Annotated in this window: 19 protein-coding genes and 1 pseudogene; 16 read left to right on the top strand and 4 right to left on the bottom strand. The window is 73.0% G+C overall.

From position 1 onward, the window contains the following. Positions 1–40 precede the first annotated feature (40 nt). From ACFOYX_RS34145 to ahcY, 9 genes are all read left to right on the top strand, one after another. Entirely contained in the window at positions 41–628 is a 588-nt protein-coding gene (locus ACFOYX_RS34145) for a DinB family protein (RefSeq protein ID WP_322440963.1), read from the top strand. A 22-nt stretch (positions 629–650) separates the two neighbouring features. Beyond that, positions 651–1,301, top strand: coding sequence for a tetratricopeptide repeat protein (locus tag ACFOYX_RS34140; RefSeq protein ID WP_322440964.1), 651 nt, complete (start codon positions 651–653; stop codon positions 1,299–1,301). Between the two features lie 32 nt (positions 1,302–1,333). Next, positions 1,334–1,996: a deoxyribonuclease V gene (gene nfi / locus ACFOYX_RS34135; protein WP_322440965.1), complete on the top strand. Its 663-nt coding sequence runs from the start codon at positions 1,334–1,336 to the stop codon at positions 1,994–1,996. A gap of 283 nt (positions 1,997–2,279) precedes the next feature. Next, complete coding sequence (locus ACFOYX_RS34130) at positions 2,280–3,278, top strand: hypothetical protein (protein ID WP_322441043.1); 999 nt, start codon at positions 2,280–2,282, stop codon at positions 3,276–3,278. Positions 3,279–3,463: 185 nt separating this feature from the next. Then, on the top strand, positions 3,464–3,676 hold the full coding sequence (locus ACFOYX_RS34125) for a Trm112 family protein (protein ID WP_109800959.1): 213 nt from the start codon (positions 3,464–3,466) through the stop codon (positions 3,674–3,676). After that, the gene (locus tag ACFOYX_RS34120; RefSeq protein ID WP_322440966.1) at positions 3,673–4,869 is read left to right on the top strand and encodes an SIS domain-containing protein; all 1,197 of its coding nucleotides are present in this window, start codon (positions 3,673–3,675) and stop codon (positions 4,867–4,869) included. The genes ACFOYX_RS34125 and ACFOYX_RS34120 overlap by 4 nt, the downstream gene beginning before the upstream one ends. Then, positions 4,866–5,867 (top strand): cation diffusion facilitator family transporter, encoded by a 1,002-nt coding sequence (locus tag ACFOYX_RS34115; RefSeq protein ID WP_322440967.1) that lies wholly within the window; start codon positions 4,866–4,868, stop codon positions 5,865–5,867. The genes ACFOYX_RS34120 and ACFOYX_RS34115 overlap by 4 nt, the downstream gene beginning before the upstream one ends. 2 nt (positions 5,868–5,869) lie before the next feature. Further along, positions 5,870–7,021: a mannose-6-phosphate isomerase, class I gene (gene manA, locus ACFOYX_RS34110; RefSeq protein ID WP_109800956.1), complete on the top strand. Its 1,152-nt coding sequence runs from the start codon at positions 5,870–5,872 to the stop codon at positions 7,019–7,021. Between the two features lie 281 nt (positions 7,022–7,302). Continuing rightward, complete coding sequence (gene ahcY / locus ACFOYX_RS34105) at positions 7,303–8,802, top strand: adenosylhomocysteinase (protein WP_322440968.1); 1,500 nt, start codon at positions 7,303–7,305, stop codon at positions 8,800–8,802. 546 nt (positions 8,803–9,348) lie between these two features. Here ahcY and ACFOYX_RS34100 read toward each other — a convergent pair. Genes ACFOYX_RS34100 through ACFOYX_RS34090 form a run of 3 tightly spaced genes read right to left on the bottom strand, consistent with a single transcriptional unit; the run spans position 9,349 to position 10,839 of the window. Continuing rightward, the gene (locus ACFOYX_RS34100; RefSeq protein WP_322440969.1) at positions 9,349–9,501 is read right to left on the bottom strand and encodes a hypothetical protein; all 153 of its coding nucleotides are present in this window, start codon (positions 9,499–9,501) and stop codon (positions 9,349–9,351) included. Positions 9,502–9,523: 22 nt separating this feature from the next. Next, positions 9,524–10,393 carry a tetratricopeptide repeat protein gene (locus ACFOYX_RS34095; RefSeq protein ID WP_322440970.1) on the bottom strand — a complete coding sequence of 290 codons (870 nt, stop codon included), beginning with the start codon at positions 10,391–10,393 and terminating at the stop codon, positions 9,524–9,526. Then, positions 10,390–10,839, bottom strand: a complete 450-nt coding sequence (locus ACFOYX_RS34090) for a hypothetical protein (protein ID WP_322440971.1) — start codon at positions 10,837–10,839, stop codon at positions 10,390–10,392. Before ACFOYX_RS34090 ends, ACFOYX_RS34095 begins: the two co-directional genes overlap by 4 nt. A gap of 171 nt (positions 10,840–11,010) precedes the next feature. Here ACFOYX_RS34090 and efeU point away from each other — a divergent pair, with 171 nt between their 5' ends. The 3 genes from efeU to efeB are packed head-to-tail and all read left to right on the top strand — an operon-like array spanning position 11,011 to position 14,436. After that, the gene (gene efeU / locus ACFOYX_RS34085) at positions 11,011–11,919 is read left to right on the top strand and encodes an iron uptake transporter permease EfeU (RefSeq protein ID WP_322440972.1); all 909 of its coding nucleotides are present in this window, start codon (positions 11,011–11,013) and stop codon (positions 11,917–11,919) included. 31 nt (positions 11,920–11,950) lie between these two features. Next, positions 11,951–13,087 carry an iron uptake system protein EfeO gene (efeO, locus tag ACFOYX_RS34080; RefSeq protein WP_322440973.1) on the top strand — a complete coding sequence of 379 codons (1,137 nt, stop codon included), beginning with the start codon at positions 11,951–11,953 and terminating at the stop codon, positions 13,085–13,087. Then, entirely contained in the window at positions 13,084–14,436 is a 1,353-nt protein-coding gene (efeB, locus tag ACFOYX_RS34075; RefSeq protein WP_377534746.1) for an iron uptake transporter deferrochelatase/peroxidase subunit, read from the top strand. Before efeO ends, efeB begins: the two co-directional genes overlap by 4 nt. A 22-nt stretch (positions 14,437–14,458) precedes the next feature. On the opposite strand, the gene ACFOYX_RS34070 is transcribed toward efeB, so the two are convergent. Next, positions 14,459–15,259 carry an RDD family protein gene (locus ACFOYX_RS34070; RefSeq protein ID WP_322440975.1) on the bottom strand — a complete coding sequence of 267 codons (801 nt, stop codon included), beginning with the start codon at positions 15,257–15,259 and terminating at the stop codon, positions 14,459–14,461. A 215-nt stretch (positions 15,260–15,474) separates the two neighbouring features. Between ACFOYX_RS34070 and mtrA the strand changes: the two genes are divergently transcribed. From mtrA to ACFOYX_RS34050, 4 genes and pseudogenes are all read left to right on the top strand, one after another. Next, entirely contained in the window at positions 15,475–16,164 is a 690-nt protein-coding gene (gene mtrA / locus ACFOYX_RS34065) for an MtrAB system response regulator MtrA (protein ID WP_109800655.1), read from the top strand. Positions 16,165–16,179: 15 nt separating this feature from the next. Then, a complete protein-coding gene (gene mtrB, locus ACFOYX_RS34060; RefSeq protein WP_377534744.1) occupies positions 16,180–17,922 on the top strand; it encodes an MtrAB system histidine kinase MtrB in 1,743 nt (580 codons plus the stop codon). Further along, positions 17,919–19,724, top strand: coding sequence for an LpqB family beta-propeller domain-containing protein (locus ACFOYX_RS34055; RefSeq protein WP_322440976.1), 1,806 nt, complete (start codon positions 17,919–17,921; stop codon positions 19,722–19,724). Before mtrB ends, ACFOYX_RS34055 begins: the two co-directional genes overlap by 4 nt. Before the next feature lie 7 nt (positions 19,725–19,731). Beyond that, positions 19,732–19,967: pseudogene (locus tag ACFOYX_RS34050) on the top strand (ComF family protein); the annotation flags it as partial. Between the last annotated feature and the right edge of the window lie 268 nt (positions 19,968–20,235).

Raw genomic sequence — 20,235 nt, 5'->3', positions numbered from 1 at the left:
ATGCGTTGCGGGAGGGTGGAGCGTGGGCGAGGGTCCGGGCATGGCTGACGCGCGTACCACCACCGAGACCGACCAGCCCGCGCCCCAGTTCGCTTGGTCCAACATGTTCGTCCGCCCCGAGGACGATCCGCGTTCCGAGGGCGGGTACCACGACGAGCGGTCGATGCTCGTCGGGTACCTCCGGGATTACCGGCTGACCCTCGAAATGAAGTGTGCCGACCTTGACGCCGAGCAGCTCGCCCGGCGGTCCGTACCGCCGTCGAAGATGTCGCTGCTCGGCCTGCTGCGGCACCTGGCCGAGGTGGAGCGGAGCTGGTTCCGGCGGGTGATGGCCGGCCAGGACGTGCCCAAGCTCTACTCGGCGGAGGGTGAGCGGGACGGCGCGTTCGACAACGCGGTGGGGGACCCGGCGGTGGTCGAGGAGGCGTGGCGGGCCTGGCGGGCCGAGATCGCGTTCGCCGAGGAACTGGTCGCCGGGACAGCGGATCTGGGCGTCCGGGCGCGGATGTCCGACGGCCAGGAGATCTCGCTGCGGGAGCTGCTGCTGCACATGATCGAGGAGTACGCCCGGCACAGCGGTCACGCCGATCTGCTGCGTGAGCGCATCGACGGGCGAGTGGGTCAGTAACCGACGAGGACAGGGAGCGGGCATGGGCGTCGAGGACCGGATCGAGCGGGCCAGGGAGCTCTACGAGAACGCGGTGTTCGCCGGGGACGGTGGCGCGCTGGCCGCCGCCGAGCGGACGCTCGACGCGGTGGAGGCGGATCTCGCGCTCGCCCGCGGGCGGGTGCTGCACGCGCGCTTCCTGGAGGAAGAGGTCGAGGACCCGCGCGAGCTGGGGCTCTTCGAGCGGGCCGCCGAGCTGTACCGCGCGCTCGGCGACGTGCGTGGCGAGGGTGAGGCGCTGTTCTGGGTGGGTTGCCTCCACCAGGTCATCCGCGCCGACAACAACACCGCGGCCCCGGCCTTCGCCCGCGCCCGCGAGCTGGCCACCGAGGCCGGCGACAAGATGACCCTGTCGTACGTGCTGCGGCACCTGGCCTTCACCGAGCAGGCCGCCGGCCGGCTCGACCAGGCCCGGCAGTGGATGGAGGAGTCCACCCGGCTGCGCCGGGAGATCGGCTTCCTGCCCGGGGTCGCCGCGAACCTGGTCGGGCTCGGCTACCTCGCCGCCGACGCAGGCTGCCCCGACCAGGCGCTCGCCCTGGTCGACGAGGCCACCGCCGTCGCCGAGTCCGCCGGCGCCCACGGCGTCCTACGCTGGGCCGAGGAGGCCCGCACCGACCTCCAGCCCGCCTGAGGGCCGCGGTGACGGGAGGTGGGCACCCCTACGTGCCGCCGGGGAGCGTGGCGGAGGCGCTGCGCGTACAGGACAAGTTGCGGCCGCTGGTTGATCTGGCCGGGCCGGGACCGACCGCGCCCGCGACGGTGGCCGGCCTCGACGTCGCGTACGCGGAGAGCGGTGACCGGCTCGCGGCGGCCGTCACGGTGCTGGACGCCCGGACGCTCGCGGTGGTGGACTCGGCGGTCACCGTCGGCCGGCCCGCCTTCGACTACGTGCCCGGGCTCTTCGCCTTCCGCGAGTTGCCCGCGCTGCTGGACGCCCTGGACCGGCTGACCGTCCGTCCCGACCTGCTGGTCTGCGACGGGCACGGGCTGGCCCACCCGCGCCGGTTCGGGCTGGCCTGTCATCTCGGCGTGGTCACCGGCCTGCCCGCGATCGGGGTGGGCAAGACGCCGCTGGTCGGCGAGTGGGACGAGCCGGGCCCACGCCGGGGTGGGTGGTCGCCGCTGCGGGACGGCGGCGAGGTGGTCGGCCGGGTGCTGCGCACCCGGGACGGGGTGAAGCCGGTCTTCGTCAGCGTCGGCCACCGGATGAGCCTGGCGAACGCCGCCGACCGGGTGCTGGCGCTGACCCCGCGCTACCGGCTGCCGGAGACCACCCGGACGGCCGACCGGCTCTGCCGCGACGTCCTCGCCGCCGCCTCCGGCTGACCGGACCGGGCCAGGGACGAGGGCGGCCCGACGCGGGGTCGACGTGGACGGTACGGCGGCCCCGGGCGATGATCGGCGAGATCCGGCGCTTGCGATGCCGCTGCCGGCGACCGATGTCGATCTTGCGGCGCCCATCCGGGGACCAGGGGTGGGCGTCGATGGTGGTGGGGGCGGCGCAGGGTGTCGCCGCACACATGCGGGGTGCTCAATGAGCGGGGGGCATCCTGGCCCGGTAGTAACCTGACCCGCGGGTCCCGTCGGGGCGAGGAACGGTGAGGTGGACATGTCGGTTCGGCGGCACGCGATGCGGCTGGCGACGGTCGGCGCGCTGCTGGGCGGCCTGGTGACCGTCGGCGCGTCCCCGGCACTCGCCGAGGGCGACCGGGTGGAGGTGCATTCGGCGGGCAGCTTCACCGTCGGTGGATCGCCCGGCACGGTGGCGGTCGAGGTGCGCAAGCGCACCGACGGGTGCGTCCTGCTGCGGACCGGGCTCGGCCTGCGGCTCGACGGCGTCCGGGCCGACCAGGTCCAGGTGCAGTTCAACACCGGTGGGCAGTGGCAGGCGGTGGCGGTCGGCGGTGGCGGCGGCACGGTCGGCACGGCCCGGACCTCGCCGGCCAACCCGACCCTCTGCAAGGGCAAGAGCATCACGGTCCGCTACCGGGTCGCCTTCCTGGCCGGCGCGCCCGGCGGTCGCCTGACCGTGGTGGGCGAGGCGGCGGCTGCGTCCGGCCGGCTGCTCGGCCGGGCTGCCGACTCGGCCCGGGTGGTGGGTGCGGCGGCCGCGACGCCCTCCCCGACGCCGTCGCGGAAGCCGTCGCCGAGCCCCAGTCCGACACCGACCGAGCCGCCGAGCGCGGCCGACACCGCGTCCGCCGTGGCCGCCGCCGTCGATCCGGCCGCCGGGCAGCACAGCGCCGCCGCTGACGAGTCCTCCGGAGGTTCCCCGATCATGTTCTTCGGCATCGCGCTGGTGCTCGTCGGCATCGCCCTCATCGTGCTGCTGGTCCGCCGCAACCGGGCGGAGAAAATCGATCCGCAGCCCGCCGGCTATCCGGAGGTCCCGCTGCCGCGGAACCCCGGCGGCACCACCTACGGCACCCCCGGCGGCCAGGTGTACGGGCAGCAGCCACCCGCCCCCGGCGTCTACGGCGGCACGCCGGCGCCCCGCCCCACCGGCGGTGTCTACGGCGGTCCGGTCGCCGGGCAGCAGCCCGGCGGCGAGCCGCCGGCGCCGGCCGGCGGCGACGCCACGACCGTCATGCCCCGCCTGCCCGGCTGAGCCGGGACGCGGCCGCCGAGCCCCGGCTACGCTCAGTCGTGATGACCGTGTGGTGAGGAGCGGAGCGCCGGGCGGCGGATGATCTGGTTCCGTGGCGCGGTGTCCGGCCGGGTTCGCCGATAAGATCGCGTGCGCCGGTCGGCACCGCCGACCGGTGAGACCGCATACGTGGAAGGAGCCGCGCCGTGGCCCTGGACCCGCAGTTGCTCGAGATTCTCGCCTGCCCGGACACGCACCACGCCCCCCTCGACTACGACGCCCAGGCCCAGACGCTGACCTGCACCGAGTGCGGTCGGATCTTCGAGGTTCGCGACGACGTGCCGGTGCTGCTGCTGGACGAGGCGCGTGGCGGACCAACGGCGGACGACGCGCGCGGTGGCTCCGCGCCACAGCGGTGATGGAGGGTACGGCCGGGGTCAGTGGCCGCCGGCACGCCGACGAGTCGCTGCTGGACAACCCGGACGCGCTCGCCGAGCACGACCCGGGCGGCATGCTCCGGTTCACCGCCTCGGCCGGTGCCCAGGTGCGGGAGTCGGCCGCGCTGGCCGCCGAGGCCAACCTGAGCCTGCTCGCCGACGAGGGGCGGCCGCGGGCGGTCGTCATCGCCGGCATCGGCACCGCCGGGCGTACCGGTGACGTGCTGGCCACCGTCGCCGGGCCACGCTGTCCGGTGCCGGTCATCCCGCACCGCAGCGCCGGGGTGCCCGGCTGGGTGGGCGCGGCGGACGTGGTCATCGCGGTCAGCGCCTCCGGCCGCAGCCCAGAGGCGCTGGGCGCCGCCGAGGCCGCGCACCGGCGTGGGGCGCGCCTGGTCGCCGTCGGCGCGCCGGACTCCCAGTTGCAGTCGGTGGCCGAGCGGGCCCGGGCCCCGTTCATCCCGGTGCCCCGGCGGGCCCCGGCCCGGGCCAGTCTCTGGGCACTCACCGTGCCGGTTCTGCTCGCCGCCCGTACGCTCGGGCTGGTGAAGGTCAACGAGGCGGACCTGGCCGAGACCGCGGCCCGGCTGGACGCGGACGCCGACCGGTGCCGTCCCACCGCCGAGTCCTTCGTCAACCCGGCGAAGTCCCTGGCCCTGGGCCTGGCCGGCTCGATCCCGATCGTCTGGGGCTCGTCCCCGCTGGCCACCGTGGCCGCCCGCCGGTTCGGCGACACCCTGTCGGCCAACGCCCGCTACCCGGTGGTCACCGGGGCGCTCGGCGAGGCCGGTCGCGGTCGTGTCGGCCTGCTCGACGGCGTCTTCGGCGGCCTGGTCGAGGGGGAGCGGGACATCTTCGCCGACCCGGCCGAGACCGACCCCGACGCCACCCGGCTGCGGCTGGTGCTGCTGCGCGACGGCGGGCTCAACGCTGACGACGACAGCGATGAGCCGCTCGCAGTCGAGGAGCGTCGGGCCGACGCGGTGCACGCCCTCGCCGAGCGGCGCGGCGTGCGCTGCGACGTGATCACCGCCGAGGGCGGCTCGGCGCTGGAACGGCTCGCCTCGCTGATGGCGGTGCCGGACTTCGCCTCGGTCTACCTCGCGCTGGCCCACGGGCTGGACCCGATGGCCGTCCCGGCCATCACGGAGATGAAGGAGCTGGCAAACCAGTGAGCGCAAATGGCGGGACGAAGGCGATCGTCGCCGCCCTGCTGGCCAACATCGGCATCGCCGTCACCAAGCTCATCGCCTGGATCCTGACCGGCTCCTCGTCGATGCTGGCCGAGTCGATCCACTCGGTCGCCGACTCGGGCAACCAGGGCCTGCTGCTGCTCGGCGGCCGCCGGGCCAAGCGGGAAGCGACCCCGGAGCACCCGTTCGGGTACGGCCGGGAGCGGTACATCTACGCGTTCATCGTCTCTATCGTGCTGTTCAGCGTCGGTGGCCTGTTCGCCCTCTACGAGGCGTACCACAAGGCGCAGCACCCGGAGCCGATCACCAGCTGGCAGTGGGTGCCGGTGACCGTCCTGGTGATCGCGATCGGGATGGAGGCGTTCTCCTTCCGTACCGCCATCAAGGAGTCCAACCACATCCGGGGCAACCAGTCGTGGGTGCGGTTCATCCGCCGGGCCAAGGCCCCCGAGCTTCCCGTGGTGCTGCTGGAGGACTTCGGCGCGCTGATCGGTCTGGTCCTCGCACTCTTCGGCGTCGGGCTGACCCTGATCACCGGCGACGGCAGGTGGGACGCGGCCGGCACGGCCGCGATCGGTGTCCTGCTGGTCACCATCGCGATCGTGCTCGCCATCGAGACCAAGAGCCTGCTGCTCGGTGAGGGCGCCGAGCAGCACGACCTCGCGAAGATCGAGCAGGCCGTCACCGAGGGTCCGGAGGTCGAGCGGATCATCCACATGAAGACGCTCTACCTCGGCCCCGAGGAGCTGATGGTGGCCGCGAAGATCGCCGTCTCGCCGTGCGACAGCGCCGAGTCGCTGGCCCGGGGCATCAACGCCGTGGAGGCCCGGATCCGTGCGGCCGTGCCGATCGCCCGGGTCATCTACCTGGAACCGGACATCTACAGCGCGGCCGCGGACGAGGCCGGCACCGGCGCCGCCTCGCACACCGCGGTGTCCCAGCCCGACACCGGCGAGCAGGCCGCCCATCCCGGGAGCTGAACGTGGAACTGCTGCAGGGTCGGATCCGGGACTACGCGTGGGGCTCCCGCACCGCCATCGCGGAGCTGCAGGGCCGCCCGGTGCCGAGCGAGGGGCCGGAGGCCGAGCTGTGGCTGGGCGCCCACCCGGGCGCCCCGGCCACCGTCGACCGGGACGGCGCCCCGGTCGACCTGACCGATCTGCTGGTCGCCGAGCCGGAGAGCTGGCTGGGTGAGCGGCTGGTCGGCCGGTTCGGCACCCGGCTGCCGTTCCTGCTCAAGGTGCTCGCGGCCGACGCCCCGCTGAGCCTGCAGGCCCACCCGGACGCCGAGCAGGCCCGGGCCGGGCACGCCGCCGACGTGGAACGGGTCAACTACGTCGACCCGTTCCACAAGCCGGAGCTGCTGGTCGCGCTCTCGCCGTTCGAGGCGCTGTGCGGTTTCCGCGACCCGGCGGAGTCGGCCGCGGCGATCGCCGCGTTCGGCGTACCCGTGCTGGAGCCGGTGGTGGCTGCCCTGCGCGCGGGGCCGGCGGGGCTGCGGGAGGCCGTACGTCTGCTGCTGAGCTGGCCGGAGGCGGAGCGCCCCGGGCTGGTGGCGGCCGTGCTCTCGGCGGAGGCCGGCGGTCCGGACGCCGTGCTGGCCCGCGCGTTGGCCGTCGACTACCCGGCCGACCCGGGGGTGCTGGTGGCGTTGCTGCTGCACCACGTCCGGCTGGCGCCAGGCGAGGCGATCTGGATGCCGGCCGGCAACCTGCACGCCTACCTGCGGGGCACCGGCGTGGAGATCATGGCGGCCAGCGACAACGTGCTGCGCGGCGGGTTGACGCCCAAGCGGGTCGACGTGGACGAGCTGTTGAAGGTGCTGCGCTTCGAGGTGCTCGACCAGCCGGTCGTCCCGCCGGTGGAGGTAGCGCCCGGGGTGGTGACCTGGCCGGTGCCGGTGGACGACTTCGCGCTGCACCGGGTGCTGGTGGACGCGGGCGCCCCGGAGGTGCGGCTGGCGTTGCCCGGGCCACGGGTGGTGCTCTGCCGGGCCGGCAAGCTGCTGGTGGACGACGGGGTGGGCACGGTCACCCTCGGGCCGGGGCAGGCGGCGATCGGGACGGCGGCCGGCGGGCCGCTGGTCGTCGGCGGCGCGGGCGAGGCGTACGTCGCGACCTGCGGCCTGTGCTGATCCGCCCTCGCTTCCCGCACGACACAAGTCCGACTTTCCCGAAATAGCTTGACGCCGCCTTTGCTCAGTGTGACTCTATGGGTACGCAGCGTTGTCGCGACGAAGGTCCGGTAGCGCGCGGGGGAACCAAACCGGGGGGATGCACGGGGCGGCCGGCTGGTGGATGGAAAGTCCGTCCACGACCGACCGCCCCGTGCGCTGTCCGCGGACCGGGCCGTGCTCCATCCGCCCGCGAGCGTAAGGTGGAAGGCTGCGCAGCACATCGTTCGACAGGAGCTTCCATGACCAGCACCCTCCCGGCCGCCCCCAGCGGCGCGCCGTCCGAGGCCCGGCCGAGCACCCTCGCCGAGGGCGACTACAAGGTGGCGGATCTGTCGCTCGCCGAGTTCGGGCGCAAGGAGATCCAGCTCGCCGAGCACGAGATGCCCGGCCTGATGGCCATCCGGCGTGAGTTCGCCGAGGCGCAGCCGCTCGCCGGTGCCCGGATCACCGGCTCGCTGCACATGACCATCCAGACCGCCGTCCTGATCGAGACCCTGGTCGCGCTCGGCGCGCAGGTCCGCTGGGCATCCTGCAACATCTTCTCCACCCAGGACCATGCCGCCGCGGCGATCGTGGTCGGCCCGAACGGCACCCCCGAGGCGCCGGCCGGCGTCCCGGTGTACGCCTGGAAGGGCGAGAGCCTGGACGAGTACTGGTGGTGCACCGAGCAGGTGCTCACCTGGCCCGACGGCCACGGCCCGAACATGATCCTCGACGACGGCGGTGACGCCACCCTGCTCGTCCACAAGGGCGTCGAGTTCGAGAAGGCCGGGGTCGTCCCGCCGGTCGAGTCCGCCGACTCCGAGGAGTACGCGGTCATCCTCAAGCTGCTGCACCGCTCGCTCGCCGAGGACGGTCAGCGCTGGACCCGGATCGCCGCCGGCATCAGGGGCGTCACCGAGGAGACCACCACCGGCGTGCACCGGCTGTACGAGATGCACCGCGCCGGCACCCTGCTCTTCCCGGCCATCAACGTCAACGACTCGGTGACCAAGAGCAAGTTCGACAACAAGTACGGCTGCCGCCACTCGCTGATCGACGGCATCAACCGGGCCACCGACGTGCTGATCGGCGGCAAGATGGCCGTCGTCATGGGCTACGGCGACGTGGGCAAGGGCTGCGCCGAGTCGCTGCGCGGCCAGGGCGCCCGGGTCGTGGTGACCGAGGTCGACCCGATCTGCGCGCTCCAGGCGGCGATGGACGGCTACCAGGTCGCCACCCTGGACGACGTGGTCGAGCAGGCGGACATCTTCATCACCGCCACCGGCTGCTTCAACGTCATCACCAACGACCACATGGCCCGGATGAAGCACCAGGCCATCGTCGGCAACATCGGCCACTTCGACAACGAGATCGACATGGCCGGTCTGGCCAAGCGTTCCGACGTCGAGCGGCTGAACATCAAGCCGCAGGTCGACCTCTGGAAGTTCGCCGACGGGCACGCGATCATCGTGCTCTCCGAGGGCCGTCTGCTGAACCTGGGCAACGCCACCGGCCACCCGAGCTTCGTCATGTCGAACTCGTTCGCCAACCAGACGATCGCCCAGATCGAGCTCTTCACCAAGACCGAGGAGTACCCGATCGGCGTCTACGTGCTCCCGAAGCACCTGGACGAGAAGGTCGCCCGGCTGCACCTGGGGGCGCTGGGCGCCAAGCTGAGCACCCTCACCAAGGAGCAGGCCGCCTACCTGGGCGTGTCGCCGGAGGGCCCGTTCAAGCCCGACCACTACCGCTACTGAGATGCGGGCCGATGCCCCGTCCTTCGGGGTGGGGTAAAGGCCCGCGCGGGACGGCCGCCAAGGCCCGAGCGAGCGTGCCATTGACTTTGGTAACGTCTCGCCGGGCTGCGGCGATAACCAAGCCGGGACCTGTCGCACCATCGTCGCCGCAGGGCTTGTGGAGACGTCAAACGCCTGTGGAGTGGACGTAAGACCGGGGAAATCTCCGGCGGATCGCGGTGAAGCAGGAACCCGCCCGGGCGTTGCATGCGCAGCGCGGAGGGAATCCTCGCCATTATGGCGGTGGAGGAAGTCAATGATCGACACCCCGGAACCGGGCCGGCCGCACGCGCGGCCGGCTCGTTCCGTCTTCGCGTCCTGCAGGTCGCAACCTGCCGGCTGCCGGGTAGGGCCGGCGTGGCGGGGATGACGGACATGGTGTCCTCGTCAGCGATATGCCTGACAGGCATAAGCAAATATGACTCTCAGTCATATCGCTCCTGACTGTCGTGCTCGCCGGCAGTGGCGTCCGGTGCCGAAGGGCGGCATGCCCCGGGCCGGGCCGCGTCAGCGTGGGCCGCGGCGGGTCGGGCGGATCCAGGTCCAGACGCACCAGGCGAGCCAGGCCAGCGAGACGGCGGTGGCCAGCGGGCGCATCCGTAGGGCGCTGAGCAGCAGCACCAGGGCCAGGACACCGAGCCAGGGCAGCAGGCCCTTCACGGCCGCCGCCCCGCGCGGCCGGTCATGACCGCCACCGGCGGCGTACCAGGCGGCGGACCAGGGGCGGGGCGATCCAGGACCAGAGGCTGTAGAGCAGCCAGGCGAGCGCCACGACGAGCGCGGGGACGTAGAGCTTGGCCAGGTTGAGCACGGCGATGCTGCCCACCGCGATCAGCCACATGCGGATGCCCAGCCGGTAGAGCGGGCGCAGCGGGAGCAGCAGCGGATGGGTGTACACCCGGGTCTCCCAGGCCGCCTCGGCGTAGTCCGGGTCGTCCGGGTCGTGCGCGACCGCCCGGCCGAAGGAGCGGTGCGCGTCGCCGATCCGGCCGCGCTCCACGGCGATCCCGCCGTGCATGGCCAGTGCCACCGGGTGCTCCGGGTAGCGGCCGAGGAACTCCCGGGTCACCCGCTCGGCCGCCCGGTCATGGCCGCGGGCGTACGCGAGCTGGACGCGGCTGGCGTAGACGGCCGGGTCCTCGGGCGCCAGCTCGGCGGCACGGGCGAGCAGGCGGCTCGCCTTGTCGGTCTGGCCGACCGTGACGCAGAGGTCGGCGTACTGGCAGAGCAGCCACGGGTCCTGCGATTCGAGCGCCAGCGCGTCGAGCAGCGCCCGCTCGGCCGGGGAGAAGGCGCCCTGACTCCGGAGCGCCAGGCCCAGCCGGCCGAGCAGCTCGGCGTCCGGACCGACCGCGGCCAGCCCCTGCCGGGCCACCTCAACCACCTCGTCCCAGCGGTCCAGCGTGCTGAGCGCCACCGCCCGCAGCCGGTACACGTGCGGATCGATGGCCACCGAGCCGGGTAGCCGGGCCAGCTCCTCCAGCGCCTGCTCGGGCCGGTTCATCTCGAGCAGGCCGACCACCCGGGCGAGCTGGTCCGCCGGCGCCGTCACCGGACCGCCGCCGCGAGGACGATGAGGACCGCCTCGACGATGCCGAGGCCCAGCGCCGCCGCGATCCCGGGCAGCACCAGCGAGGCCGCCTGGCCGCCGCGCATCTCGTACGTGCGGAACCGGCCCTTCTGCGTCAGGTTGGCCACCGCCCAGACCAGCACGCCGGACAGGGCCCCGACCAGCCGGGCCGGCCCGGAGGTGTGGCCGTCGAGCAGCACCACGGTGATGGCCAGCCGGGCGACCAGGGCGGCAACTCCGGTGCCGACGATCGCCAGGACGGCCCCGACGGGCAGTCTGAGCCGGCGGGCGTTGATCAGGGCCAGCACGGTGGCCGCGAGTGCCCCGCCGAAGACGGCGGGATAGACCAGCGAGCCGGGCCGCCAGGGCGGGCGTCCCTCGGCGTACGCGGCGGGGGTGATGGTGGGGGTGAAGAGGTCGTCGGCCACGGTCGTCCTGTCTGAGGGGCTGGGCCGGATCCTGCCACAGCCGGTCATCCGTTGGATGCCCGCTGGACAGGGTGACGTTGCCATGAACGACTTGACGGCGGGGTCGGATCAGTAGGAAGGTATGGCTGCCCTAAGTTAACTGAGGCGTGCCTAACTGATCACGGAGTACCGATGTTCGCCACGTACCTGATCGGCCTGCGGGAAGGCCTGGAAGCAACCCTGGTGGTCAGCATCCTGGTCGCGTTCCTCGTGAAGTCGCAGCGACGGGACAGGCTGCCGCAGGTCTGGGTCGGCGTCGGCTCGGCCGTGGTGCTGTCGGTCTTCTTCGGCTGGCTGATCGAGTACACGTCGACCTCGCTGCTGGCCCGCTCCGAGGACCGCGAGCTGTTCGAGGCGGTCACCTCGGTCGCGGCCGTGGTCTTCGTGACCTGGATGATCTTCTGGATGCGCAAGGCCGCCCGGACCATCGCCGGTGAGCTGCGCGGCAAACTCACCGAGGCGCTCGCGGTCGGCTCCCTCGCGGTGGCCGGCATGTCCTTCCTCGCGGTGATCCGGGAGGGGCTGGAGACCGCCCTCATCTTCTACTCGGCCGCGCAGAGCGCCGCCGGTGGCGCCGGACGTGGACCGCTGCTCGCGCTGCTCGGCGGCATCGCCACCGCCGTGGTGATCGGCTTCCTGCTCTACCGCAGCGCCCTGAAGATCAACCTGAGCAAGTTCTTCACCTGGACCGGCGCGCTGCTCATCCTGGTCGCCGCCGGCATCCTCAAGTACGGCGTGCACGACTTCCAGGAGGCCGGCGTGCTGCCCGGCCTGAACAACCTGGCCTTCGACATCACCTCGGTGCTCGACCCCAGCACCTGGTACGCGGCGCTGCTCGGTGGCATGTTCAACATCACCGCCACGCCGAGCGTGCTGGAGATGGTCGCCTGGGTGGCGTACGCGGTGCCGGTGCTGGTGCTCTTCCTCCGCAAGCCGGCCGCCCCGGCCAAGCCCGCCGCCCCGGCGACGCCCACCGGCAACGCCGAGGCGACTCCCGCCGCCCCGGTCCCGCCCGTGACCGACGCCGGCCAGCGCGCCTGATCCGCCTTCCTTACAAGGAGAGACAATCCTGATGCGTACCACCCGCTTCGTCGTGCTCGCCGCCTCCGGCGTGCTCGCCATCACCGGCGTCACCGCCTGCGGCTCCGACACCGACGGGAAGTCGGCCGCCAAGGCCGGCAACGCGGTGAAGGTCAAGGCCACCGATACCGCCTGCGAGATGGACGTCACCGAGCTGACCGCCGGTCAGGCCACCTTCTCGGTGACCAACTCGGGCAGCAAGGTCAACGAGTTCTACGTCTACGCCGCCGGTGACCGGGTGGTGGGCGAGGTGGAGAACATCGCCCCCGGGCTGAGCCGCGAGCTGCGCGTCGAGCTGCCCGCCGGGACGTACGAGACGGCCTGCAAGCCCGGGATGAGCGGCCGCGGCATCCGCGCCGCGCTGAAGGTCAGCGGCACCGCCGCGACCGTCGCCCCGGACGCCGCGCTGAGCCAGGCCACCGCCAGCTACCAGCGGTACGTGCAGAGCCAGACCGGCGCGCTGCTGACCAAGACCGAGGAGTTCGTGGCGGCGGTCAAGGCCGGCGACGTGGCGAAGGCCAAGGCGCTGTTCCCGGTGGCCCGCACCTACTGGGAGCGGATCGAGCCGGTCGCGGAGATCTTCGGCGACCTCGACCCGAAGATCGACGGCCGCGAGGAGGTCGTCGAGGAGGGCATGCCGTTCACCGGCTTCCACCGGATCGAGAAGGATCTCTGGACCACCGGTGACATCAGCAAGGACGGTCCGATCGCCGACCAGCTGCTCACCGACGTCAAGGAGATCGTGGCCAAGGCGAACGCCGAGAAGCTCACCCCGCTCCAGCTCGCCAACGGCGCCAAGGAACTCCTCGACGAGGTGGCCAGCGGCAAGATCACCGGCGAGGAGGACCGCTACTCGCACACCGACCTCTGGGACTTCAGCGCCAACGTGGAGGGCTCGAAGGCGGCCATCGCCGCGCTGCGCCCGGCGCTTGAGCAGCGCTCGGCCGAGCTGGTCAAGCAGCTCGACACCGAGTTCGCCAACGTCGAGACCGCGCTCGGCAAGCACCGCGCGGGCGACGGCTGGAAGCTGCACACCGCGCTCAGCAAGACCGAGCTGAAGGAACTGTCCGACAGCATCAACGCCCTGGCCGAGCCGATCAGCAAGGTCGCCGCGGTCGTCGCCCGCTGACGACCAACCCCGGAGGTGCAGCGATGAGCGAGCAGAACACCGCAGGCGAGACGCAGGCGTCCGCCGACCCGCCGCGCGGGACGGCCCTGTCCCGGCGCCGGGCCATCACCCTGGCCGGCGTCGGGGTCGCCGGAGTGGCCGGCGTCGCCGTCGGGGCGGGCGCGCTGGTCCGCGACTCGGACCGCGCGGGGGCGGACGAGGGCGTCGCCGCCGGTGCGGTGCCGTTCCTCGGCGAGCACCAGGCCGGCATCACCACCCCGGCCCAGGACCGGCTGCACTTCGTCGCGTTCGACGTGATCACCAAGGACCGGGCCCGGCTCGTCTCGCTGCTGCAGGAGTGGACGGCCGCCGCCGCCCGGATGACCGCCGGGAAGGACGCCGGGCTGATCGGCGCGGTCGACGGCATGCCGGAGGCGCCGCCGGACGACACCGGCGAGGCCCTCGGGCTGCCGCCGTCGCAGCTCACCCTCACCATCGGCTTCGGCCCGACGCTCTTCCGCGACGCGCAGGGCAAGGACCGGTTCGGCATCGCCGACCGGCGACCGCCCGCGCTGGCCGACCTGCCGCACTTCGCCGGGGACGCGCTGCGTCCCGAGATCTCCGGCGGCGACATCTGCGTCCAGGCCTGCGCCAACGACCCGCAGGTGGCGGTGCACGCCATCCGCAACCTGGCCCGGATCGGCATGGGCGTGGTCAGCGTCCGCTGGTCGCAGCTCGGCTTCGGGCGTACCTCGTCGACCTCGCGGGACCAGGCCACCCCGCGCAACCTGTTCGGCTTCAAGGACGGCACCGCCAACCTCAAGGCCGAGGACGCGGGCCTGCTCCGCGACCACCTCTGGGCCCAGCCCGGCGACGGGCCGGACTGGATGGCCGGCGGGTCGTACCTGGTCACCCGCAAGATCCGCATGTTGATCGAGACCTGGGACCGCACCCCGCTGGCCGAACAGGAACAGATCGTCGGCCGGACCAAGGGCCGCGGCGCGCCGCTCGGCAAGGGCGCGGAGTTCGACGAGCCGGACTTCGCCACGAAGGGCGACGACGGGGAGCCGGTGATCGCCGAGACCGCGCACGTCCGGCTCGCCCACCCGACCCAGAACGACGGCGCCCGCCTGCTGCGCCGCGGCTACAACTTCGTGGACGGCTCGGACGGGCTCGGCCGGCTCGACGCCGGCCTGTTCTTCATCGCCTACCAGCGGGACCCGCGCAAGCAGTTCGTGCCGATCCAGACCCGGCTGTCCCGGCACGACGCGATGAACGAGTACCTGCGGCACGTCTCCAGCGCCGTGTTCGCCTGCCCGCCGGGCGTCCGCGACGCCGCCGACCACTGGGGACGGGCGCTCTTCGGCTGACCCGGCCGCCCGCGCCCGCGGATCAGCAGCCCAGGCGCTCGGCGTCGACCGGGGCGGGCTGCCCGCGTACCGGATCGGGCTGGGTGGGGACGGCCAGCGCCGGCGCGGCGGGCCGCAGCACGGACGGGCTCGCCGCCGGGCCGGTCGAGGCCGGCGGCGGCGCCGCGACCGCGACCGGCGGCCCGGCCAGCTCGGGCCAGAGCGCGGCGGTGAGCCCCCGGGTACGACGCAGCCGGTCCACCGACCGGCGGTGCCGCTCGGCCAGCACGGCGGCCAGGTAGACGGATTCCGGCGCGGCCCACGGCGGCGGCGCGGAGATCACCGCCGCGATCTCCGCCCAGAGCGCCTGGCCCAGCCGCGCCCGCTCCGGCTCCACCAACTGGTGCACGCGGCCCAGGTACTGCCGGGCGGCCAGGGCCAGCCCGTCGTCCAGCCGGGTCAGGTCCAGGGTGTGCGCCCAGCCGACCAGCGCCGGAACGGCCAGCGGGACCGGCCGCCACACCCCGGCGCCCCGGGTGTGCACCACCATCGTGCCCGCCACCAGGTCACCCAGGCGCCGCCCGCGCGGGTCGGCCAGCATCACCGTCACGCTCGCCACCCAGCTCAGCAGCGGCAGCACCAGCCCCGGCCACTCCACCGCGACGCCCACCAGGGCCCGGGTCAGCGACTGGCCGACCCCGACCGGTCCGCCGTCGGCCCGGACCACCCGCAGGCCCACGGCGAGCTTGCCGACCGTCCGGCCGCCGGCGAACCGTTCCATCAGCACCGGGTAGCCGACGAGCACGACGACCAGCAACACGGCGGTCGGGCCGACGTCGGGCACGCGTACTCCTGGCGGACGGACGGTGGTGGCGGGCGACGGCGCGCCCGGGGGATCATGGTTGCACGGCCGGTCCCGCGCCGGTGGACCCGTACGCCGGGCGGCGCGCCACGCGGGTCCGGTGGCGCGGCATCTGTGGTGCCTGGTGCCCCGCCGCAGTACCGTGCCGTGATGACGCCCAACCCTCCGAACCGAACGGGGATGGAACGATAAACCCCATGAGAGCACGGGTACTGGTGGTCGACGACGACCCCGCGCTCGCCGAGATGCTCGGCATCGTCCTGCGCAGCGAGGGCTTCGTGCCCTCATTCGTCGCGGACGGGGAACGGGCACTGGCCGCGTTCCGGGACAATCGTCCCGACATCGTCCTGCTCGACCTGATGCTGCCCGGAATGAGCGGTATCGACGTGGCGCGGGCGATCCGGACCGAATCCGGCGTGCCGATCGTGATGCTGACCGCCAAGAGCGACACGGTGGACGTGGTGCTCGGGCTGGAGTCCGGGGCCGACGACTACGTGGTCAAGCCGTTCAAGCCCAAGGAACTGGTGGCCCGGATGCGGGCCCGGCTGCGCCGCGGCGAGGACGTCGCGCCGGAGCTGCTGACCATCGGTCCGCCCGGCAACCAGATCTCCATCGACGTGCCGGCGCACACGGTCAGCCGGGACGGTGAGGAGGTGAAGCTGACGCCGCTGGAGTTCGACCTGCTGGTCGCGCTCGCCCGCAAGCCGCGCCAGGTCTTCACCCGCGAAGTGCTGCTGGAACAGGTCTGGGGCTACCGGCACGCCGCCGACACCCGCCTGGTCAACGTGCACGTGCAGCGCCTGCGCGCCAAGATCGAGCCGGATCCGGAGCGGCCGGAAATCATCCTCACCGTTCGGGGCGTGGGCTACAAGGCGGGTACCGGATAGCCTGGTCGCACTGTGGTGACCTCCCCGCCCCCCGACTCGCCGACCGCCGCGTCCCGCCGGCTCCACGCCGCGCGGGTGCTCTGGCGCGCCCTCGCCGCCTGGTCGGCCGGGCTGGTCGCCGGCCTGCACCAGACCTGGCGACGGTCGTTGCAGGTCCGGGTGGTGACCATCACCCTGGTCGCCTCCAGTCTGCTGGTGGGCGGGTTCGCGTACCTGATCGCCGACAAGATCACCGACATCCTGCTGGAGAGCGCCGAGACCGACGTCCTGCTGCGGCTGCAGAACGGCAGCGAGTACGCCTCGAAGCAGTTCGGCCTCTACAGCCAGCCGCAGGAGGCCCAGCTCCAGGACACCATCGACGGCACGGTCAACTACCTGGCCGGAGGTGACCCGGCACAGACCAGCGGGGTGGTCGTCGCCATCACCGCGGACAGGTACACCGGGATCAAGCCGCGCACCTCGCCGGACGTCCAGGTCCGCCCGCTGATCAGCCCCGAGCTGCGGGCCTCGGTGGCCGCCGGCAACGTCGCCCACCAGATCCGCACCGGCACGCTCGGCGGCCAGCGCACCAAGTACCTCGTGTACGGCTCTCCGGTGCCGACCCGGTTCGGCCAGCTGGAGCTCTACTACCTCGTGCCGCTGGCCCGCCAGGACGCCACCGCCGCCGATGCCAGGGCCACCGTGGTCGCCACCGGCGTGGCGCTGGTGCTCCTGCTGGGCCTGCTCGCCGCCCTGGTCACCCGGCTGGTGGTGACCCCGGTACGGGTGGCCGCCCGGACCGCCCAGCGGCTCTCCGCCGGCCTGCTGGACCAGCGGATGGCGGTCAACGGGGAGGACGACCTGGCCCTGCTCGCCGCCTCGTTCAACCAGATGGCGACCAACCTGCAACGGCAGATCCTCCGGCTGGAGGAGATGTCCCGCTTGCAGCGCCGCTTCACCTCCGACGTCTCGCACGAGCTGCGTACGCCGTTGACCACGGTCCGGATGGCCGCCGATCTGATCTTCGCCGAGCGGGACGAGTTCGATCCGGCGGTGGCCCGCAGCGCCGAGCTGCTCCAGGCCGAGCTGGACCGGTTCGAGGAGCTGCTCACCGACCTGCTGGAGATCAGCCGGTTCGACGCCGGCTTCGCCATGCTCGACTCCGAGCCGACCGATCTGGTGCCGGTGGTGCACCGGGTGGCCGAGCGGCTCGGCGGCCTGGCCGAGCGGGTGGGGGTGACCATCGAGCTGGACGTGCCGGCCACCCCGGTGATCGCCGAGGTGGACCCGCGCCGGGTCGAGCGGGTGCTGCGCAACCTGGTCGGCAACGCGGTCGAGCACGGCGAGGCCAAGCCGGTGCTGATCACCCTCGGCATGGACGAGAACGCGGTGGCGATCACCGTCCGGGACCACGGCGTCGGGCTCAAGCCTGGCGAGGAGAAGCTGGTCTTCAACCGGTTCTGGCGGGCCGACCCGTCCCGGGCCCGACAGACCGGCGGGACCGGCCTCGGGCTGTCGATCAGCCTGGAGGACGCCCGGCTGCACGGCGGCTGGCTGGAGGCGTGGGGCGCGCCGGGCCAGGGCGCCCAGTTCCGGCTGACCCTGCCGGCGCGGGCCGGTGACCGGCTGACCACCTCGCCGCTGCGGCTGGTGCCGGCCGACGTCACGCTGCCCTTCGGCGGCCCCAGGGACGGCGGCCTGCTGGCGATCGGCCGCGGCAGCGCGGGCGCGCTGTCGATCGGCCCGGCCGACGGCGACCGGGCGGAGGTGACGTCGTGAGGCGGCGGCTGCTGGCCGTCCTGCTCGGCGGCGCGCTCCTGCCCGCCGGGCTGACCGGGTGTGGCATTCCGGCCGACTCGGACGTCCAGGTCGACGGCCACGGGCCGGTGGCGGAGGAGGGCTCGAGCAACGGCGGCGGCACCCAGCCGCCCAACCCGAAGGCGAGCAGCGACCCCAAGGAGTTCATCCGCAACTACCTGCGGGCGGCGGCGGGCGAGCGGGAGCAGGCGTACGACCGGGTCAAGAAGTTCATCGCGGACCAGGCGCAGAGCCGGCTCCCGAAGAAGCAGAGCAGCGAGATCGCGCTGACCGTGGTGCGCCTGCGGGAAGATCCGGAGGCCAAGCAGAACAACGACGGCACCAGCGTGGTCACCATCCGGGTCCAACAGGTCGGCGTGCTCCGGGCCGACGGCACGCTGGCGCCCCCGGTGGCCAGGGAGACGCAGTACCAGTTCACGCTCCGGCCGGCCGAAACCGGCGGGCTGCTCATCACGGACCTGCCGAACGTCCTGCTGCTCAGCGACGACGCGTTGCAGAAGTTCTACGTCGAGCACACCATCTACTTCTGGAACTCCGAGCAGAGTCAGCTGGTGCCCGACCAGCGCTACCTGCCCTCCGCGGTGCCCGCCGAACGGCGGGTCACCGATGTCGTCAAGTGGCTCGCCGGCGGGCCCTCCGACTGGCTGGCGTCGGGCGTGACCCGACTGCCGGACGGCACGGCGCCGATCAACAACGCCACCGGCTCGGATGGGCGCTGGGAGATCAACCTGGCCATGCCGGGCGCCAACGAGGCCCGGCTGGCGCGGCTCGCCACCCAGCTCGCCTGGTCGCTGCCGGAGCTGACCGGGCAGCTCGACCTCAAGATCCAGAATCAGAGCCGGCGCACCATCGACCTCAACCGGGAACGCCTGGACCATCCGGTGTACGCCACGACCGGGAGCCCGCAGCGGTACTGCGTGTACGACGGCGGGATCCACCCGCTCTCCTTCCCCGGCGAGGCCAGCGGCCCGGTGCCGCTGGCCGCCGCAGCGAACAAGGGCGTCGTTTCGGCAGCGCTCAGTCGCTCGGAAAACGAGGTCCTCGCCGCGCTGGTGGTGACCCGGGCGGACCGGCAGCAGCGGCTGATGGCCGGCTCCGGGCGGGACCAGGTCCCGGTGCTCCACGGCGCCAGCCAGTGGTACACCTCGGTCGGCCGTCCCACCTGGCTCCGCTCGCCCGACCCCCAGCACCGGTACGGGCTGGTGGTGGCCGACAACAAGCTCAACCGCAACCGGCTCTACCGCTTCGACGACATGGCCGGCATGGTCGAGATCCCCCTCGGCGTGCCGGGTCCGGTGACCGCGGTGGCCGCCTCGCTCGACGGGCACCGGATAGCGCTGATCGTCAACGGCGCGCTCTACGTCGCCGCGGTCAGCTTCGACGGCGGCGTGGTCACCGTCGGCCTGCCCCGCCGCCTGGTCACGCCGCTGACCGACCTCACCGCCGTCGACTGGTACGCCGAGAACCAGCTGGTCTTCGCCGGCTCGGAGGACCGGCGGCCGGTGATCTACCAGACCACCGTGGACGGCGGGCTGGGCTTCGCGCTGCGGCGGGAGATCGGTGCCCCGGTGACCCACCTCGCCGCCTATCCGGGTGGCGCGGTCGGGGCACTACCCACCGGCTCGTACATGTACGAGGCCAACCGGGTGGCCTTCCGCAACAATCCGCACGGCATCATCGAGCGGAACCAGGTGCTGGACGTGACACCGCCCGCGGCCGACGCGAAGGCGTCCAACCCGACCGTCCCCTTCTTCCTCTACTGAGCCGCCGGTGCGGGACCTGGGCGGGCTCTGGTCGGACCTGACCGACCTGGTGCTGCCGGCCGGGTGTGCCGGCTGCGGCGCGCCGGCTGCGGCGCGCGGGCCTCGGGCGCGCGGCAGGATTTCTGCCCCGGCTGCGTTCGGGAGCTGGAATCGTTGCGCCCCGGCCCGACGCGTCCCACCCCGGCCCCACCCGACCTGCCGCCCTGCGTGGCCCTCGGCCCGTACGCCTGGGCGCTGCGGGAGTGGGTGTCAACTGTTCCCCGGTTGAGTAGGTGTTGGTTTGTGTTGGTGACCGTGGAGGAGTGGCTTGCGGTGTGGGTGGTGCGTCGTGAGGGGGATCCGGTGGTCGGCGGCGCGCTGTGGTGGGGGGCGGGATCGTGGTGGTTGCGGATGAATGTCTTACCGGGTGGTTATCGTGCTGCGCGTGGCGGACCGGGAGCGGTTGAGCGTGGTGCAGGCGTACCGGTTCGCGTTGGACCTGACACCCCGCCAGGAGCGGGCGGTGCTCGCG

Source organism: Micromonospora sp. GCM10011541 (genome assembly GCF_042650725.1).
GTDB classification, from domain to species: domain Bacteria; phylum Actinomycetota; class Actinomycetes; order Mycobacteriales; family Micromonosporaceae; genus Micromonospora; species Micromonospora sicca.
The sequence above is the reverse complement of the archived record's forward strand: the minus strand, read 5'-3'. Positions and strand labels throughout refer to the sequence as shown.

Bases quoted from the DNA above. Each gene is read 5' to 3' on its own strand.
- ACFOYX_RS34145 (WP_322440963.1), top strand. From the start codon at position 41: ATGGCTGACGCGCGTACCACCACCGAGACCGACCAGCCCGCGCCCCAG.
- ACFOYX_RS34140 (WP_322440964.1), top strand. From the start codon at position 651: ATGGGCGTCGAGGACCGGATCGAGCGGGCCAGGGAGCTCTACGAGAAC.
- ACFOYX_RS34130 (WP_322441043.1), top strand. From the start codon at position 2,280: ATGTCGGTTCGGCGGCACGCGATGCGGCTGGCGACGGTCGGCGCGCTG.
- ahcY (WP_322440968.1), top strand. From the start codon at position 7,303: ATGACCAGCACCCTCCCGGCCGCCCCCAGCGGCGCGCCGTCCGAGGCC.
- efeU (WP_322440972.1), top strand. From the start codon at position 11,011: ATGTTCGCCACGTACCTGATCGGCCTGCGGGAAGGCCTGGAAGCAACC.
- efeO (WP_322440973.1), top strand. From the start codon at position 11,951: ATGCGTACCACCCGCTTCGTCGTGCTCGCCGCCTCCGGCGTGCTCGCC.
- mtrA (WP_109800655.1), top strand. From the start codon at position 15,475: ATGAGAGCACGGGTACTGGTGGTCGACGACGACCCCGCGCTCGCCGAG.